General features: G+C 56.7%; 10 protein-coding genes. 5 read left to right on the top strand and 5 right to left on the bottom strand.

Annotated elements, in window-relative coordinates:
• Positions 1-42: 42 nt before the first annotated feature.
• From fmt to hisS, 4 genes are all read right to left on the bottom strand, one after another.
• Positions 43-1,029 (bottom strand): methionyl-tRNA formyltransferase, encoded by a 987-nt coding sequence (gene fmt, locus ACI0FJ_RS13440; RefSeq protein WP_424304379.1) that lies wholly within the window; start codon positions 1,027-1,029, stop codon positions 43-45.
• A complete protein-coding gene (gene def, locus ACI0FJ_RS13435; protein ID WP_424304377.1) occupies positions 1,005-1,514 on the bottom strand; it encodes a peptide deformylase in 510 nt (169 codons plus the stop codon). Before def ends, fmt begins: the two co-directional genes overlap by 25 nt.
• Before the next feature lie 206 nt (positions 1,515-1,720).
• Positions 1,721-3,532: an aspartate--tRNA ligase gene (gene aspS, locus ACI0FJ_RS13430; RefSeq protein WP_424304375.1), complete on the bottom strand. Its 1,812-nt coding sequence runs from the start codon at positions 3,530-3,532 to the stop codon at positions 1,721-1,723.
• A 61-nt stretch (positions 3,533-3,593) separates the two neighbouring features.
• Positions 3,594-4,859 (bottom strand): histidine--tRNA ligase, encoded by a 1,266-nt coding sequence (hisS, locus tag ACI0FJ_RS13425; protein ID WP_424304373.1) that lies wholly within the window; start codon positions 4,857-4,859, stop codon positions 3,594-3,596.
• Between the two features lie 889 nt (positions 4,860-5,748).
• Here hisS and ACI0FJ_RS13420 point away from each other — a divergent pair.
• From ACI0FJ_RS13420 to ACI0FJ_RS13410, 3 genes are all read left to right on the top strand, one after another.
• Positions 5,749-7,311 carry a histidine kinase N-terminal 7TM domain-containing diguanylate cyclase gene (locus tag ACI0FJ_RS13420; protein WP_424304371.1) on the top strand — a complete coding sequence of 521 codons (1,563 nt, stop codon included), beginning with the start codon at positions 5,749-5,751 and terminating at the stop codon, positions 7,309-7,311.
• Positions 7,312-8,075: 764 nt separating this feature from the next.
• Positions 8,076-9,785, top strand: a complete 1,710-nt coding sequence (locus ACI0FJ_RS13415) for a hypothetical protein (protein WP_424304369.1) — start codon at positions 8,076-8,078, stop codon at positions 9,783-9,785.
• Positions 9,786-9,919: 134 nt separating this feature from the next.
• Positions 9,920-11,545, top strand: coding sequence for a sigma 54-interacting transcriptional regulator (locus ACI0FJ_RS13410; protein WP_424304367.1), 1,626 nt, complete (start codon positions 9,920-9,922; stop codon positions 11,543-11,545).
• 184 nt (positions 11,546-11,729) lie between these two features.
• On the opposite strand, the gene ACI0FJ_RS13405 is transcribed toward ACI0FJ_RS13410, so the two are convergent.
• Positions 11,730-14,417, bottom strand: coding sequence for a GNAT family N-acetyltransferase (locus ACI0FJ_RS13405; RefSeq protein ID WP_424304365.1), 2,688 nt, complete (start codon positions 14,415-14,417; stop codon positions 11,730-11,732).
• A 262-nt stretch (positions 14,418-14,679) separates the two neighbouring features.
• On the opposite strand from ACI0FJ_RS13405, the gene acs reads away from it, so the two are divergent.
• Entirely contained in the window at positions 14,680-16,671 is a 1,992-nt protein-coding gene (gene acs, locus ACI0FJ_RS13400; RefSeq protein WP_424304363.1) for an acetate--CoA ligase, read from the top strand.
• 209 nt (positions 16,672-16,880) lie between these two features.
• The gene (locus ACI0FJ_RS13395; protein ID WP_424304361.1) at positions 16,881-17,333 is read left to right on the top strand and encodes a GNAT family N-acetyltransferase; all 453 of its coding nucleotides are present in this window, start codon (positions 16,881-16,883) and stop codon (positions 17,331-17,333) included.
• Positions 17,334-17,339: the final 6 nt, after the last annotated feature.

The following is a 17,339-nucleotide window of genomic DNA, read 5'->3' as shown; positions in this document are numbered from 1 at the left end:
GGCCGGGTACGCAGGTTGTTTTTGAAGCGTGCGCAGGCTGTGTCACGAGCAGGCCTTGACCTCGCCTTCGCACTTGCTCAGGTAACCGCAGTAAAAGGCGTCTGCGCTCATGGGACGCTTGCCTTGGGGCTGAACAGTGGAAACCAGGTAAATCTTGTCCTGGGCGGCTATTTTGAGCTTGTCACAGCCTTCCAGCCCCATGATGGTGCCGGGGGCGACGTCTTCGGGCCGTTCCTCGCCGGGAGTGCCGGGCCGAAGGCCCAGGCGCAGCCTTTTTTTGCCTTCGCCCATGTCCACCATGAAATATGCGCCCGGCCAGGGATGCATGGCCCGGATGCGGTTGTGTATCTGATCGACGGGCTGATCCCAATCGATGTGCCCTTCGTCCTTGGTGAGCTTGGCCGCGTAGGTGGCACGGTCGTCGTCTTGCGAAATGGAGGTGATTCGGCCTTCCACAAGCATGTCCAGGGTTTCGGCAAGCATGCGTCCGCCCATGTCGGCAAGCTGGTCGTGGATTGTTTCGGCCGTGTCGTCCCAGGCAATGCCCAGGGCGCGTTGCAGCAGCATGGGGCCTGTATCCAGCCCAGCTTCCATCTGCATGATGGTGACGCCAGTGGCTGGTTCGCCGTTGAGTATGGACCGCTGGATGGGCGCTGCGCCGCGGTATTTGGGAAGCAGGGAGGCATGCACGTTGAGGGCGCCGTGTGTGGGAATGTCCAGCACGCGTTGCGGCAGGATAAGGCCGTAGGCGGCCACCAGCAGCACGTCGGGGCGCAGGTCGGCCAGTTGGGCAACGTCGGCGTCGTCCTTGAAATTCAAAGGCTGATAGACGTCAAAGCCCTGCTCCAAGGCGTAGGCCTTTACCGGAGAGGGCTTCAAGGTCTGGCCGCGTCCGCTTTTGCGGTCGGGCTGGGTGTACACGCCCACCACTTCGCCGCCTTTCCATCCGGCCACATGGCGGAGGACTTCGGCGGCGAAATCGGGGGTGCCCATGAATACGAGTCTTAGAGCCGGTCCTGCTTGAGCCATTTTTTCACCTTGCTGTCGTACAGACTGCGCTTGAGGCGGGAGATGTGGTCGATGAACAGGATGCCGTCCAGGTGGTCTATTTCGTGCTGCAGACAAATGGCCAGCATTTCGTCGGCGTCTACTTCCACGGCATTGCCGTCCAGGTCCGTAGCCTTCACCTTTACCTGGGCCGCACGTTCCACCTTGGCGCGAAGGCCCACCACGGAAAGGCAGCCTTCCTCGGAAACGACGCTTCCGTCGCGGGAGACGATCTCCGGGTTTACCCAGACGCGCAGATCCGCGCGCTCCTTGGGGCCGGAAAGGTCGGTCACCACCAGGCGAATGGACTGTCCGACCTGCGGAGCCGCCAGCCCAATGCCGTCGTTATCGTACATGGCCTTGGTCATGTCCTCGACAAGCTCGCGGATTTCGTCGGTTATTTCCGCAACAGGCTCGGATTTTCTGGCCAGAAGCGGGTCGGGATATTTGATGATTTTACGTTCCATATTTTTCCCAAAAGTTCCGGAAACTGCTCGCCGCCACTGATGGTGCGAAACGAGTGTGCCGCCTGCGCATAGTTTGAACGTATACGGGGCGGCAGAGAAGTTCCGGCGTTTTTGCTCTCAGCGTTGTTCAGCATTCAGCCTGCTGAAGGCTATTCCCCATGGAACAGGGCCGCGTGTGCCATGTTCCATGGGGGAGTATTGTTCAACTACTCTGCTTCGGGCTTCGGTTTTTCCCGCAGGCGCAGTCCCAATTCGCGGAGCTGGAGATTGCTCACTTCCGAAGGAGACTGGGACATCAGGCAGGTGCCGCGCTGCGTCTTGGGGAAGGCGATAACGTCGCGTATGGACGTTGCGCCCGTCATTATCATGATAAGACGGTCCAGCCCAAAGGCAATACCTCCGTGTGGAGGTGCGCCGAACTGCAGGGCGTCGAGCAGAAAGCCGAACTTGTCTTTGGCTTCCTCTTCGCCGATGCCCAGCACGCCGAGCATTTCGGCCTGGGTTTCGGGATCGTGAATACGGATGGAACCGCCGCCGATCTCGTTGCCGTTCAGAACCATGTCATAGGCGCGGGAGAGTGCCTTGCCCGGATCGGTCTTCACCACTTCCATGTGACCTTCCTGAGCGGAGGTGAAGGGGTGGTGCATGGCGGTGTAGCGTTTTTCCTCGGCGTTCCATTCCAGCAGCGGGAAGTCCGTAACCCACAGGGGGGCGTACACCTTGCTGTCTATCAGGCCCAGGCGTTCGCCCATCTTCACGCGTAGGTAGCCCAGTGCGGTGTTGACCATTTCGGCAGGACCGGCCTGGAAAAAGACGATGTCGCCGGGCTTGATGCCCAGCTTGTCGACCAGGGCGGCCTTTTCTTCTTCGCTGAAGAATTTGACGATGGGCGACTGCCAGGTGTCTTCCTTGATTTTGATCCAGGCCAGACCCTGGGCACCGTAGACCTTGACGAATTCGGTCAGGTCGTCGATTTCCTTGCGGCTGAAGGCTTCGCCGCCTTCAACGCGCAGGGCCTTGACCAGTTCGGCCTTGGCAAAGACCTTGAATCCCGAATCTTTGAAAATATCGGAAACTTCCACCAGCTTGAGGTCGAAGCGCACGTCCGGCTTGTCCAGGCCGTAGTCGCGGATGGCTTCGGCATAGGTCATGCGCGGGAACGGATCGGGCAGCTTCACGTCCAGGGTTTCGTCAAAGACGCGACGGATCATGTTTTCCGCCAGATTCATCACCTGCTCTTCGTCCACAAAGCTCATTTCCATGTCGATCTGTGTGAACTCGGGCTGACGGTCGGCGCGCAGGTCTTCGTCGCGGAAGCATTTGACCACCTGATAGTAGCGGTCCATACCCGAGACCATGAGCAGCTGCTTGAAGATCTGCGGCGACTGGGGCAGGGCGTAGAACTGGCCGGAGTTCTGGCGGCTGGGCACCAGAAAGTCGCGCGCGCCTTCGGGAGTGCTCTTGTTGAGTACGGGAGTCTCGATTTCCAGAAAGGTGTTTTCATCCAGAAAGCGGCGGATGCTCTGGGTCGCCTTGTTGCGCAGCAGAAAGTTTGCAGCCATGCGCGGGCGGCGCAGGTCCAGGTAGCGGTATTTCAGGCGCAGGTTTTCACCGGCTTCCACGCGGTCTTCAATTTCAAAGGGCGGGGTATTGGAGGTATTGAGCAGCTTCCAGTCGGTCACGGCAACTTCAATGGCGCCGGTGCCCAGGTTGGAGTTGGTCATCCCTTCGGGACGGGGGCGGACCTTGCCCTTGATGGCCAGCACAAATTCGCTGCGCAGGGCATGGGCGCGTGCATGCGCCTCGGCATTGATGTCCGGGTCGAACACGACCTGGGTAAGGCCGTTGCGGTCCCGCATGTCGATGAAGATAAGGCCGCCGTGGTCGCGGCGGAACTGAACCCAGCCCATCAGGCAGACTTCGTCGCCAACATTTTCGGCGCGCAGTGCGTTGAGGTGATGGGTGCGAACCCACCCGCCCAGGTCCTGAATCTGACGCACGTCGTTTTGATCGCTCATGATGTTCCTTTCTGTCCCGGCGGCTCCGACAGCCTCCGGGCAAGACGAAAAAATGAAAAAGTTATTCCTGCTCTGAACCCTTGAGAAGGGTCGTGGCGTGTTTCATGGGCACGGTGGCCTGGTCGCCGGATTGCAGGTTCTTGACCACAACGGTCTTGGCATCCAGTTCTTCGCCCCCCAGAATAAGGGCAAAGCGTACATTCAGTTTACCGGCGCGGCGCAGCTGGCTTTTCATGCTGCCCGCGGCCAGGGCGCATTCGCCGGAAAGTCCTTCGGCACGCAGCTGCTGGGCCAGCAACAGGCCCTGGCGCAGACCGCGTTCGTCCAGAACGGCGATGTAAAAGTCGGGTTGTTCGGCAAGCTCGCCGTCCTTGGCTTCCAGCAGCAGGGCAAGGCGTTCCATGCCGCAGGCAAAGCCCACGCCCGGCACGTCCGGTCCGCCCAGCATCTTGACCAGCCCGTCGTAGCGGCCGCCACCGGCAACCGAAGACTGGGACCCGATGTCGCCGGAAACCACCTCGAAGGTGGTGGACTGGTAATAGTCCAGCCCGCGCACAAGGCGGGGATTGCGGACATAGGAAATATCCGAAGCGTCGAGCACTTCCAGAACCTCGGCAAAGTGGTCCCTGCATTTCGGGCAGATATGGTCGGGCAGTTCGGGAACGCCCTCAATGGCCTTTTTGCAGCGCTCCACCTTGCAGTCCAGCACCCGAAGCGGATTGGTATTTCTGCGGCGTTTGCAGTCGTCGCACAATTCCTCTTCCGGGATGGCTGCGAAAAAGTCTGTCAGTGCCTGGCGGAACTTGGGCCGGCACTCGTTGCAGCCCAGCGAGTTGACCTCAAAGGTCAGCTTATCGAGCCCGGCAGCCAGCAGAAATTCGTTGAGCATCAGGATGACTTCGGCATCGGCCAGGGGCGAATCGCTGCCCAGGGCTTCGCAGTTGATCTGATGGAACTGGCGCATGCGGCCTTTCTGCGGGCGCTCGTAGCGGAACATGGGGCCCATGGTGCACAGCTTGTACACGCCACCCGGCTGGTACTGCTTGGATTCGATGAAGGCGCGCATAACGCCTGCCGTGGCTTCCGGGCGCATGGTCAGCGAACGTCCCTTGCGGTCGGGAAACGTGTACATTTCCTTGCCCACAACGTCCGTATCCTCGCCTATGCCCTTGGCAAATACTTCGGTGCGCTCCAGAATGGGAGTACGCAATTCCCCGAAGCCATACTTGAAAAATACCGATCTTGCCGTGTTTTCCAGAAAGGTGAACCGGTCACTGTCCGGCGGAAACATATCGGCAAAACCCTTGATCTTTTTTGCGCTGCTCATTTTCTCTCCCCAAATACGGCTCAAACCGATTTTGAGTAGTGTATTCGTTTCCTGTTGTCAAAGAGGGAGGCGGTTCTGTGGCAGATGGTTTTCTTGTAAGGCTGCCGTCCGCAGGCTGTTTTTCGATATTTTCCCTCGGGCGGAAGAAAGAGCTGGAGAGGGGAAAATTGGAGTATGTATGGGTGTTTTGTTGAAAATATATTTTACTCTTTCTGTGGCGGCGTGTAGAGATTGGAGTCCTTTCGTGGAAATGTGTTTTGCGTTGGCGGAGAAGCGTAGTAATGAAAAAATCGGCAACGGTTGTCTATTGATTCCAGCTTTTGTTGGACAGCTTCTTTTTCTTGATGCTAGGGTCGCATCCGTTACATCCGTATCATTACCATACGGTAGAACGAGCGGCACGTCACTTGGTGGGCATGGCCTACCACGCACCGGCAAAGGCGGCGTGAGCGCACCTGAAAACCACGTTTTTCAGGTCGCGGTCCTCCGCAAAATACGTCTATGTACTTTGCGGACAGCACACGAGTTGGCGGCAAACTTCTTTTGCCGCAGTTATTACATCCGGACACGATGCCGGAGGGCAGACAGACCCACCGACCTCGTTTTGCAACGACAAAATAAGTACCCCACGAAACTTTCTCCCTCTTCTTTACTGTTTTTTGCGTCGGACTGCACCAGTCATCGTCTGGAAACAGAATCCATGGCTGCCGCTAGTTCAAGGCAGCTTTGGTGTGGTTTGAGGCCGGGTAAAGAAACTCTGTGGTAGTTTGCGTATATAAAACCATGCCGGGTGTGAGATGCGCGTGTGCCCTGTTTCGCGCTGTTTCGCGCTGCACCGGATTCAATTGGCATTGGCGGTGTTCCAAATCGTGAGAATGTACATCAGGTTATGGAAGTAAAGGCACTGGCTCTTCTCTTCTTATGCATTTCCTGCTCCGGAATGCTTGCCCTGGGGTATTATACCGCACGATTCCTGGAATCATCGGGATCGCGGCAATTCCTCGGCCTTATGCTGGCTGTTTTTCTCTATTCCTTCGGATATTTGCTTGAGCTTACCGGCAGTACCTACGCCGAAATATATTTCGCCCTTAAAATCGAATACCTCGGCATTCCGTTCGTTCCCGTGTTCTGGTTCCTTTTCGCCCTGAAATACAACAACTACCGAATAAAAAACAAATGGTGGTATGTACTCCTTTTCGCCATTCCCGTGGCAACAGTGGCAATGGTGTACACCAACGAGCTGCATCATTTGTATTATGCCCGGCTGGGGGTGGATTCCAGCGAGGCGTTTCCTGTTGCATCGTTCGACAAGGGGCCGTGGTATTATGTCAGGTTCTATTACGAGACCCTGCTCAGTCTGGGCGGGATAGGCCTTTTCTTCCGCATGACCACCAAGACGCAGGGATACCGGAAAAAACAGGCGAACATCATTTTCTACGCCTCGCTCATTCCCTGGGTGGGAAATATTTGCAATCTCCTGCTGGTGAATTCTCCCGGCATAGATACGGAGCCGTTCTATCTTTCGGTAGTGGTGCCCATCTTCGCCTACGGCATGTTCCGGCTGCGCATGTTCGATGTTGCTCCGGTGGCTCGGTCCAAGGTGTTTGAAACCATGCAGAATCCCGTCCTTGTTCTGGACAGGGACTTTCTTCTCGTTGATTTCAATAATTTTGCGGCCATGCTTTTTTCCGAACTGACCAGGGAGGTGGTCAGCCTGAATGTGCGCAATGTGCTCGGCGAATACCCGTCGTTCATAGAAACGTTGCCGCTTGCCGAAGAAGCTCCTGTGGAAATCGAACTCAAGTTCCAGGGCGAGGTACGCCATTTCAGCGTTTCCATAACCCAGCTTTATTCCACGAAAAAAAGACATATCGGGCAGATCGTCCTGCTGTACGACGTGACCGAGAACAGGCGGCTGGTGGACAAGCTGCAGCAGCTGGCTACCATCGACACGCTTACGCAAGTGCAGAGCAGAAGGTTTTTCATGGAGTCCTGCATCCAGGAGCTGCGGTGGGCGGCACGCAAAAAAGGCAAACTTTCCTTTCTGATGATCGACATCGACCATTTCAAAAACGTGAACGACACCTACGGCCACATTGCCGGAGACCGCGTGCTGAAAAACGTGACCGATGGCTTCCGCAGTATCCTGCGCAACAGCGACATCATCGGCAGGTACGGCGGAGAGGAATTCACCATCCTGCTTCCCAACTCGGACATGGCAGGCGCGGAAAAGCTTTCCGAACGGCTGCGTGCCGTCATTGAGAGCACGACCACAACCTTTCAGGGTAAGGATATCCGCGTAACCATCAGCATCGGGATTTCCGGGGTCGATTTTGCCGAGGCTCCTCTGGAAAGCGATCTTGAAAAGGTCTTTGAAAGGCTGCTGGAGAAGGCTGACCAGGCTTTGTACAAGGCGAAGCATGAGGGGCGGAACCGGGTGTGCCGCTGCTGAAAAAGGTACGATAGCGGCGTTGTTTCACCACTTCCAGAACCCTCGTGTATAAAAGAATACACTTCGGAACCTGGAAGAGGCTTACGCCTGGCTCTCGCACCTTTTTGAGCAGCGGCTGAAAAGGCACGATAGCGGCGTTGCTTCACCACTTCCAGAATCCTCGTGTATAAAAGAATACACTTTGGAACCAGGAAGAGGCTTACGCCTGGCTCTCACACCTTTTTGAGCAGCAGCCTGTTGAGTGGCTGCTGCGTGGGGAAAATCATACGTCTTTCTTTACTTTTTTAATCCACCCGACAATTGGATTGTGAAAACAAGGCCGGGAAAAGCACGATTTGCTTTTCCCGGCCTTGTTTTTGCCGCACAAAATCCCTTTTCCCAAAGTGAATGAGGGAAAAGGACTTGAGTCCTTTATAAAGAGTGCAGGCACCTCACTCATTACCGCAGAGTCGTCCCTCATAGAGGATAAGGGGGGCGCTTCATGCGGATTCCACAGTTGCTTCTGAAGTCTTGATGCAGAGAATCACAGAAAAATGTTTTGAACACATTATTTTGCGTTTTTCATCGCAAAATAATGTTGTCATTGGTTTCTTCGTGTGTAGATTGCCGTTAAATATCAGGTTGTTATGTTGTTCTCCAAGGTTGGAATAAAGCTTGCTCAATCAATCGAAAAAGAGGCTGGGTCGAGCCGCAAAATAAAGATCTTGCCTTGATGCAATGATCATAGCCTCCCAACAACTATCCAACTTTCGGAGTAATGCAATATGGGCAGCAACCATTCTTCCAGTTCCGAGCAGGAACTTCACAATGGGCAGGATACCTTGGAAAAGGGAAACCGTATAGCCGCTGCAGGCGTGGTGGCACAAAACGCTCGGACACGTGAATTCTTGCTGGGCTTGAAAAAAACGGCAAAAGAAGGGGAAGGCCTGCATTCCTTGAATGAAAAGCAAGTTATGGCCCATGGCAGTCTTCTCGGGATTTCCATAAAGAATAAAAAAGTGGAAGAGGTTGCTGACGAGCTTGCCGATGCGCTTTTGCAGGATATGGAGTGCACAGTCCCAAGCCAGAACGGGACATTGGATGCCGTTGCTCCGCCTGAACGTAAATTAGTGTGGAACAACATTGGGGTGACCCCTGCCGGGCCCGTTTATGAAGTGGATCAGGCCTCCCGGCAAGTCGTTGGAGAAACGCAAGACACCCATGGCAAGATGGTCGATCAATTTTTGCGCCTTGGAATTGCATTCTCCATGAACAGTGTGGCCAGCGGTTCCATTGCACAAGATTGTCTTTTGGGATTGCCGCAACGGGCCACCATCAAAGCAAATCCTGGGGCATTGCGGGACGATACCATCAATATCGCCCTCAACGCCAATGAGTCCTCGTTGGCAGCCGAGCTCATCAAGATCATACGTACGGCGGAAGTTGGTCAAATGGCCGAGGAAGTTGGCGCGCGAGGGATTCAGCTGTACGGCCTCTGTTGCTCTGATCCGCTGTCGGAAAATCACATCGATGGCGTCATCCCCCTGTCCAATGCCAGGCTCTCGCAGCCGGTTATTGCCACCGGCGCGCTCGACTTATGGCTGACAACCTCTCAGGACATTCTTCCCAACATGCTGGATGCTGCCAGGTGCCTGAAGACCGTCGTTGTTGTCACAAGCGAATCGGGCTGTCTGCCCGGAGTTGAATATCTCGGGCAGATAAATACGCAGGAAAATGCGCAAAGTCTCGAAGAGCTGGCCCGTCGTATCGTTTTCCGCGCTGTTGAAAGCTACAAGAATCGTCGTGACATCTGTCGTATTATCCCTCCTTCCGAAATAGAAGCCATGGTCGGCTTCAACCGGGATACCCTGGAACAGCGCTACGGCTGCATGTCGTCTGTATCCTCGGCAATGATCAACAAAAAAATACAGGGAATTGCAAATATAACGGGATGCTCTCGCTATTCGTTTCTTCCGGAAGAAAAGCTTTCTGCCATGATCGATATCTTGCTTGAGAATAATATTTTGATTTTTACAAGCGGATGCATTTCATCACAAATTGTAAAAATGGGCTATTGTTCTTCTAAGAGCGTGCATAAGTGTGGTTCGAAACTGCAGGAATTTCTTGGTACGAAAATGCCGCCCGTATGGCATTTTTCCAACTGCCTGGACAATATACATCTTGTTTTTGTCTTTAGAGAAATTGCAAAATATACAGGCCGCCCAATCAAGAGTTTGCCTTTGGCCCAAGTGATACCGCAATGCTTTAATGAAAAAGAGTTTTGCACTGCACTCGCCTACCGGACACTTGGCTTAAATTCCTACCACTGTGAACAGAGCGCAGTACGGGATGCCTCTGATCTTGTGGATTTTCTCCCCGAAGAGACGAAAGACTTGCTCGGCTCCAGCCTCACCATATATGCGGACCCGGAAAAATTGGCAGAAAAAATTGTAGCCGATTTCGACCAGGCAAGGTCGGATATTTGTTGGAGATAATCCGGAGTATTTACCGCAACCTCCTTGCAAGCCCACCTCCGGCGCTCAATTCATTACCAGGGCGGGAGGTGGGCATTGGGGCTGTTTCCACTATTTCTGTTGTGGGGGTCATGCGTTTCATTTAACCTCGCAGAATGGCTGCCGACACCGTCTTTCATTTCAGAAATATGAAAATCCAATCGCTTCTTTTGGAGATGGGAGAACAAAGGGCTACAAGCAAGCTCTTCAAACTCATCGTCCACCGTCTTTTCCAGTTTGATGGGGTCTCTCTTGTCCGCATCTGGCTTGTTGGAGAAGGTGATATCTGCTCGTCCTGCCATATGGCCGGGGAGTGTGGGCGCAAAGACAAATGCCTTCAGCTCGTCGCAAGTGCCGGGCGTTCCGGCTGCGCCGATTCAGCGGATTGGTCCCATTTGGAAGGGAAGTTCAGTCGGTTTCCCATGGGGATACACAAGGTGGGCCATATAGCGGCAACAGGAAAGCCTGTTGTGGTGGAGTCCATTCCCAACGATTCAAAATGGATCGCCGACCCCGATTGGGCCAGGCGTGAAGGAATCAAAGGCTTTGCGGGCCAACCCCTGCGTTTTCACGATGAAATTCTCGGGGTGCTGGCCGTGTTCACCAAAAATCGGATTACCCCGCCATCTCTCGATGTTTTGAACATCATCACCAACCATGCCGCAGCCGCCTTGGTCAATGCCAGGGCATTCGAAAGAATTGAAGAACTTACAAAGCAGCTTGAAGCCGAGAATAAATACCTGCGCAAGGAGTTGCAGGGAATAACTTCCTATGGTGGGTTTGTCGGGCGCAGCTCTGCGCTGAAGCGTATTGTCGAGCAGATTGATGTAGTGGCTCCCACCGACGCCAACGTTCTTATACAGGGCGAATCAGGCACGGGCAAAGAGCTGGTTGCGCGGGAGCTGCATCAGCGAAGCGAACGGCGCAACAAACCATTGCTCAAGGTCAATTGTGCATCCGTTCCCAAGGAACTCTTTGCCAGCGAGTTTTTCGGCCATGTAAAGGGTTCTTTTACCGGAGCATACGCTCACCGGGAGGGGAAGTTCGGAGCTGCGGATAAAGGGACCCTGTTTTTGGACGAGATAGGTGAAATTCCCCTGGAATTGCAGGCCCAGCTCCTCCGTGTTCTGCAGGAGGGGGAATATGAAAGGGTTGGCGAAGAGAAATTGCGCAAGGTGGACGTCCGAATCATTGCGGCATCGAACCGGGATTTGCAAAAGGAAGTCGAAGCCGGACGATTTCGAGAAGACCTGTATTTTCGTCTGAATGTGTTTCCCATTATTGTGCCTCCGCTTCGGACACGAAAGGAAGACATTGCCCCGTTGGCAAATCATTTTCTTGAACGGTGCGCCGCCGACACAAGTGGCCCTCCACTGCGGTTCTCGCCGGAGCAAATTGCTGAACTTGTCGCATACGAATGGCCGGGCAATGTGCGGGAACTGCAAAATGTTGTGGAACGTTTTGCCATTTCTTCCACTGTCGGTTCTGCCCAACTGCAGCTTTTAAACGGCAATTCCACGAAATCCGCACCGGGTGTTTGTTCCGCCCACAGTGTGGATTCGTTTTTGACCGAGCAGGACATGATTCAGCTGCAGATTCAAAATATTGAAAAAGTATTGGCCCGGTGCAATGGCAAGATATACGGCGAGGACGGAGCCGCTGCCTTGCTGGGGCTGAAACCGACGACCTTGGTCGCACGCATTAAAAAGTTGCGTATCCAACGCATAAAAAAAATAGGCTGAAAGTTGATCGCCGCGTTTTTTGTGCGGCATCAATCAGGCTTTTTTGAGCCGCTGCCCGTTTGGGTGGAGTTTTTTGAGACGTCAGAATAGAAGTTAGTCCATTTTTTAATGGCCTCTTTGCGTACTGCGTAATGTGGGGGTCTGCGGGGCAATCATTGCCCCCAGCCGCCGGAGGCATTTCTTCCTACTCCTCCCCCTGCAACGGCAGGGTCATAACCACCAGATCGTCCTCGTAGTCGATTTTCACGTCGAATCCGAATTTCCTTGAAAGTCCTATCATGCCCTTGTTCTCGGGCAATGTTTCGCCTTCCAGGCGGGTGGTTTTCCTGGCCCGGGTGTAGCGGATCATCTTGTCCATGAGCAGGGAGCCGAGTCCTTGTCCTTTCATGGACGAGTCCACAATGATGGCGAATTCCGCGCTGGAGTTGTCGGGCCGCGTGGAGGTGCGGACCACGCCCAGGGTTATGGGTTCGCCGCGCTGTTCCGTGGTGGCTATGAAGGCCATTTCCCGGTCGTAGTCTATCTGCGTGAACTTGGGCATGTCCGAGAATTCGAATTCGCTGACCACGCCGAAGAAGCGCAGGCGCAGGTCCTCGGTATCCAGGCGGCGGATGAATTCCAGATGGGCGGGCGCGTCCTCCGGCCGGATGGGGCGCAATACCACCTGGGAGCCGTCCTTGAGCTCCACGCATTCCTCAAGCTCCTTGGGATAGGGGCGTATGGCCAGGCGGTCCGGCCCGCTAAGGTCTGTTTCTTCCACCCATATGCGCGCAGCCAGGGCGAGCACGCCGTGGTCGTCGGCAAAGAGCGGGTTGATTTCCAGCCCGGAAATCTGGGGTATGTCGATGATGAGCTGGGTTATCTGGATGAGCGTCCGGCTGATCTCGTCGATATCCGCGCGGTTCTGGCTGTCCGGCCCGGTCAGCAGGCGCGAGATACGGGTTCGTTCGATGAGCTCCTGGGCCAGGGAAAGGTTGAGGGGCGGCATGCCGACTGCGAAGTCGCCAATGACCTTGGAGGCCACGCCGCCGTGTCCGAAACGAATGATGGGGCCGAAAACCGGGTCCACCAGCACGCCCATGTACAGCTCGTGCGCGCCGGGGCGACGGCCCATCTGCTGCACGGTCCAGCCGTCGATATAGGCCTTGGGCGCGTGTTTGTGCACACGGTTGACGATGTGGGTGGCCGCGTCCCAGACCTGCTCCGGGGTTTCCAGGTCAAAGGCGATACCGCCCACCTCAAAGGGGTGGCGTATCTGTTTGGAGCGGATTTTGAGCACCACTGGATAGCCAAGCTCGTCCGCGGCAATGACCGCATCCATGCTGGAGATGCAGGAACGGGTCTCCACCACGGGGATGCCGTAGGCCCTGGCAACCCGGCTGGCCTCGGTTTCCGAAAGCATGGTGCGCCCTTCCTTGAGGGCCGCGGCCACGATGGCGCGGGCCTTGGCGACTTCCGGAAAAAAGTCCGTGGGCAGGGAATCCGGCGTTTCCATGAGCATTTCCTGGTTGCGCCGGTAGGTGACCATGTGGATGAAGGCGCGGATGGCCTTGTCCGGTGTTTCAAAGGTTGCCACGTTGGCGTCTGAAAAAATCTTGCGTGCGTTGCGCGCGGTTTCCGAGCCAAGCCAGCAGGTCAGCACGGTGCGCTTGGTCTTGGCCGCCACCTGGGCCACGGCCTGTGCCGCTTCTTCGCCCGGCACCTCGGTAAAGGGAACGTGCGCCACCAGCACGGCGGAGACGTCCGGGGATTTGATGAGGATGCGCAGGGCGTGGGCATACATTTCCGCGTCCGCGTCAAAGGGCAGCACCACGGGGTTGGTCCCGGCCAGGGGGCGCCCGATGACCTCTTCCAGGGCCATGCGGGTTTCCTCGCTAAAGCAGGCCGCATTGCCGCCCGCCTTGAGGCAGGCGTCCACGGACATTACACCCACGCTGCGGCCGTTGGTCAGCACGGCCAGGTTGTCGCCGCGCAACGGCTGGGAACGGGCCAGGGTCTGGGCGCCGTCGAACAGGTCGTCTGTATCGTCCACGCGCACAATGCCCGCCCGTTTGAAAGCCACGTCGTATACCGCGTCCTCTTCGCCCGCCAGGGTGAGGATGCAATGCTGTTCCGGCAGCATGGTCTCCATAATCTCGTTGGGCTTCATCACCAGTATGGGCTTGTTGCGGGCGCTGGCCCGTGCTGCGGACATGAACCGCCGGGCCTCGCGGATGGACTCCACGTACAGAAGAATGGAACGGGTCATGGGGTCGGAGCCCAGGTAGTCGAGCACGCTGGCAATGGTGACGTCGAGCTGGCCGCCCAGGGAAATGAAGTGGGAAAAACCGATGGCGTTGGAACGGGCCCAGTCCAGAACCGTGGTGAACAGGCTGTCGCTCTGGGTGATGAATGCCGTTCGTCCGGGCAGGGCGTCCGTTGGCGCAAGGCTGGCGTTGAGGCCCGAGTGGGGCACGATGAGCCCCAGGCCGCCCGGTCCGAGTACGCGGATGTCGTTCAGGGCCGCGGCTTCCAGAATGCGCTGGTCCAATTCGTTCTGTTCGCTCTGGGCAAGGCCGGAATAGCCGGGGCCTATCACCAGGGCGGCGCGGGTGCCGCGTCCCGCCAGCCTGCGTATCTGGTCGGGCGCTTCGGCGGCTTCGGTGCACAGCACGGCCAGGTCCGGGGTAATGGGCAGGGCGTCCACGTCCTTGTAGGTGAGCACGCCCGATATGGCCTCGGCCTTGCCGGTGACCGGCATGACCGGACCGTTGAATTTTCCGGCCAGCAGGTTGCGCATGATGATGGCACCGGGCGTCCTCGGCGTTTTGGACGCGCCAATGACGGCGATGGAGGAAGGATTGAACAGGGCGTCGAGGTTCACGAGGCTCATGCTGTTTGCTCCTGGAAAAGACCGGTTGGGGGCCGAAGGAAGGATGCCTTTGCATGCCTGCCCGTAGAGGATTTACCGTTCACGGGTGGGTTTTCTCCGTTTACCAAAAAAAATGGTGAAATGAAACGCACCGTCCTCTATTATGGCCGGTAATCAAGGAAGTCCGCGCCGGACGTTCCCGAGGTGGATCGGCAGACAGCCAGTTCGGGACGCGCCGCAATGCAAAGGACAAGCAACCAGCAGCCCAAGCGAGGTCAGAGCAATGACGCAGGAAGAAAAAATCGAAAGCATGATGCACGAACAGCGTCTTTTCAATCCGCCCAGCCCGGCAAAAGGGCAGGGGCATGTCCGCTCCATGGAAGAATACGAGGCCATGGCCAAGCGCGCTGACGAGGACCCGGAGGGCTTTTGGGGAGAACGTGCCAACCAGCTTGTTGAGTTTTTCGAGCCGTGGAACAAGGTCCTGGATTATGATTTCCACAAGCCGGACATCAAATGGTTCCGTGGCGGAAAAATCAACGTGGCCTACAATTGCCTGGACCGCCACCTGAAAAATGGCCGCCGCAACAAGGCCGCCATCATCTGGCAGGGCGAGCCCGAAGAGGACGTGCGTGTTTACACCTACCAGATGCTGCACACCGAAGTCTGCCGCTTCGCCAACGTGCTGCGCAAAATGGGCGTGAAAAAGGGCGACCGCGTTGCCCTGTACCTGCCCATGGTGCCGGAGCTGGCCGTTGCCATGCTGGCCTGTGCCCGCATCGGCGCCACACATTCCATCGTATTTGCGGGTTTTTCCGCCCTGTCCCTGCAAAGCCGCATACGCGACTGCGAAGCCAAAGTGCTGGTTACGGCCGACGCGGTCATCCGGGCGGGACGCACCATTCCGCTGAAGCCCAATGCCGACGAGGCCCTTGCCGAGTGCCCCACGGTGGAGCAGTGTGTTGTGGTGCGCCGGGCAGGCAATGAGATAGAAATGAACGAAGGCCGCGACTCCTGGTGGCACGAGCAGATGGCTGCCGACGACATCAGGGGCGAGTGCCCCTGCGAACCCATGGAGTCCGAAGACCCGCTCTTTATCCTCTACACCTCGGGTTCCACGGGCAAGCCCAAGGGCGTGGTCCATACCACGGCGGGCTATCTTACCTACACGGCCCACACCACGCAGCTTGTTTTCGACGTCACGGACAACGACATCTACTGGTGCACGGCAGATATCGGCTGGATCACCGGACATTCCTATATCGTCTACGGTCCTCTGGGCCTGGGCGCGACCAGCCTGATGTTCGAAGGCGTTCCCAGCTATCCCAAGCCGGACAGGTTCTGGCGCATCGTGGAAAAGTTCAAGGTCAACATTTTCTATACCGCGCCCACGGTCATCCGCGCGCTCATGCGCGAAGGCACCCAGTGGACGCAGATGCACGACATCTCCTCCCTGCGCGTGCTCGGCAGCGTGGGCGAGCCCATCAACCCGGAAGCCTGGATGTGGTACCACGAATACGTGGGCGACAAGAAGCTGCCCATTGTGGATACCTGGTGGCAGACGGAAACCGGGGGGATTCTCATTTCCGCACTGCCGTATGCCACGCCGCTCAAACCCGGCTCGGCCACCCGCGCCCTGCCCGGTGTTGCAGCCGCCATTGTGCGGGCCGAAGGCGACGACGCCGACGTCAACGAAGGCGGACACCTTGTGATCAAGAAGCCCTGGCCCGGCATGCTGCGCGGCGTGTTCGGCGACCCGGAGCGTTTCAAGTCCACCTATTTTGCCCGTTTTCCCGGCATGTACGAATCCGGGGACGGCGCGCGCCAGGACGAGGACGGTTACTTCTGGATCATGGGGCGCCTGGACGACGTCATCAACGTCTCCGGCCACCGCATGGGCACGGCAGAGGTGGAATCCGCGCTGGTGGCCCACAAGGACGTGGCCGAGGCCGCCGTGGTCGCCATGCCGCACGAGGTGAAAGGGCAGGGCATTTATGCCTACGTCACCCTCAAGAGCGACGTGGACGAGTCCGAAGAGCTGCGCAAGGAGCTGCGCGCCTGGGTGCGCTCGGAGATCGGCCCCATTGCCTCGCCCGAGGTCATCCAGTTCGCGGACGGGCTGCCCAAGACGCGTTCGGGCAAGATCATGCGTCGGGTACTTCGCAAGATTGCGGCAGGCAGCACCAGCCAGGACGACTTTGGCGATACCTCCACCCTGGCGGATCCCACGGTCATCCCGGATCTCATCAGCGGCAAGCAGGAATTGGTGAAGTAGGTAGAAATAAGTAAGAAAGCGGGGCGCTGCCCCGCACCCCGCCAGGGGCCATCATGGCCCCTGGACCCCGCATTATGGAATGGAAAACGGCCTTTGGCAGCTTTGCCAAAGGCCGTTTTTTACGTTGCAAGAAGGCAGTTCTTTGTTGAAGTCGCCGCAGGCCGCAGTTACTGTCGTCTGCCTGGGAATTGCAGCAAAGGAAGTGTGCAATGTTGACCTTGAAAAGCATAGCGCCGGAAGAAGCGCCATTGGAATTGCTTCTCGAAGCAGATCCGTCCGAAGAAAATGTTCGCAGGTATCTTGCCGAGAGCACCTGCTATCTTGCAGAAGAGGATGGACTGGCTGTAGCCATTTGCGTGCTTGGTCCGGTGCGGGACGGGCGTGTGGAGCTGTTTTACATCGCGGTTCGCCCGGATTTCCAAAAGCAGGGGATCGGCACGCAACTTCTGGAATACGTCATCCAGCAAGCTGGCCAAAGCGGAGCTGAATGTATTGAATTGGGCACCGGAACCTTTGGCTATCAGCTGGCGTTTTACCAGCGGGCCGGGTTCCGGGTGGATTCCATTACCAAGAATTTTTTTACGGACAATTACGACGAGCCGATTTTTGAACTCGGCATCCAGCTTCGGGATATGCTGCGGCTGGTGTTGCAATTGAACTGAAGGGAA

The organism is Desulfovibrio sp. 7SRBS1, from assembly GCF_049723905.1.
GTDB lineage: Bacteria > Desulfobacterota > Desulfovibrionia > Desulfovibrionales > Desulfovibrionaceae.
Note: the sequence above shows the minus strand (reverse complement) of the source record. Positions and strands in the feature narration are given on the sequence as shown.

What these genes read in the sequence shown, in the direction of transcription:
- ACI0FJ_RS13395 (WP_424304361.1), top strand. Translation starts at nt 16,881, where the DNA reads ATGTTGACCTTGAAAAGCATAGCGCCGGAAGAAGCGCCATTGGAATTG.
- aspS (WP_424304375.1), bottom strand. Translation starts at nt 3,532, where the DNA reads ATGAGCGATCAAAACGACGTGCGTCAGATTCAGGACCTGGGCGGGTGG.
- acs (WP_424304363.1), top strand. Translation starts at nt 14,680, where the DNA reads ATGACGCAGGAAGAAAAAATCGAAAGCATGATGCACGAACAGCGTCTT.
- ACI0FJ_RS13410 (WP_424304367.1), top strand. Translation starts at nt 9,920, where the DNA reads ATGGCTGCCGACACCGTCTTTCATTTCAGAAATATGAAAATCCAATCG.
- ACI0FJ_RS13405 (WP_424304365.1), bottom strand. Translation starts at nt 14,417, where the DNA reads ATGAGCCTCGTGAACCTCGACGCCCTGTTCAATCCTTCCTCCATCGCC.
- def (WP_424304377.1), bottom strand. Translation starts at nt 1,514, where the DNA reads ATGGAACGTAAAATCATCAAATATCCCGACCCGCTTCTGGCCAGAAAA.
- ACI0FJ_RS13415 (WP_424304369.1), top strand. Translation starts at nt 8,076, where the DNA reads ATGGGCAGCAACCATTCTTCCAGTTCCGAGCAGGAACTTCACAATGGG.
- ACI0FJ_RS13420 (WP_424304371.1), top strand. Translation starts at nt 5,749, where the DNA reads ATGGAAGTAAAGGCACTGGCTCTTCTCTTCTTATGCATTTCCTGCTCC.
- hisS (WP_424304373.1), bottom strand. Translation starts at nt 4,859, where the DNA reads ATGAGCAGCGCAAAAAAGATCAAGGGTTTTGCCGATATGTTTCCGCCG.
- fmt (WP_424304379.1), bottom strand. Translation starts at nt 1,029, where the DNA reads ATGGCTCAAGCAGGACCGGCTCTAAGACTCGTATTCATGGGCACCCCC.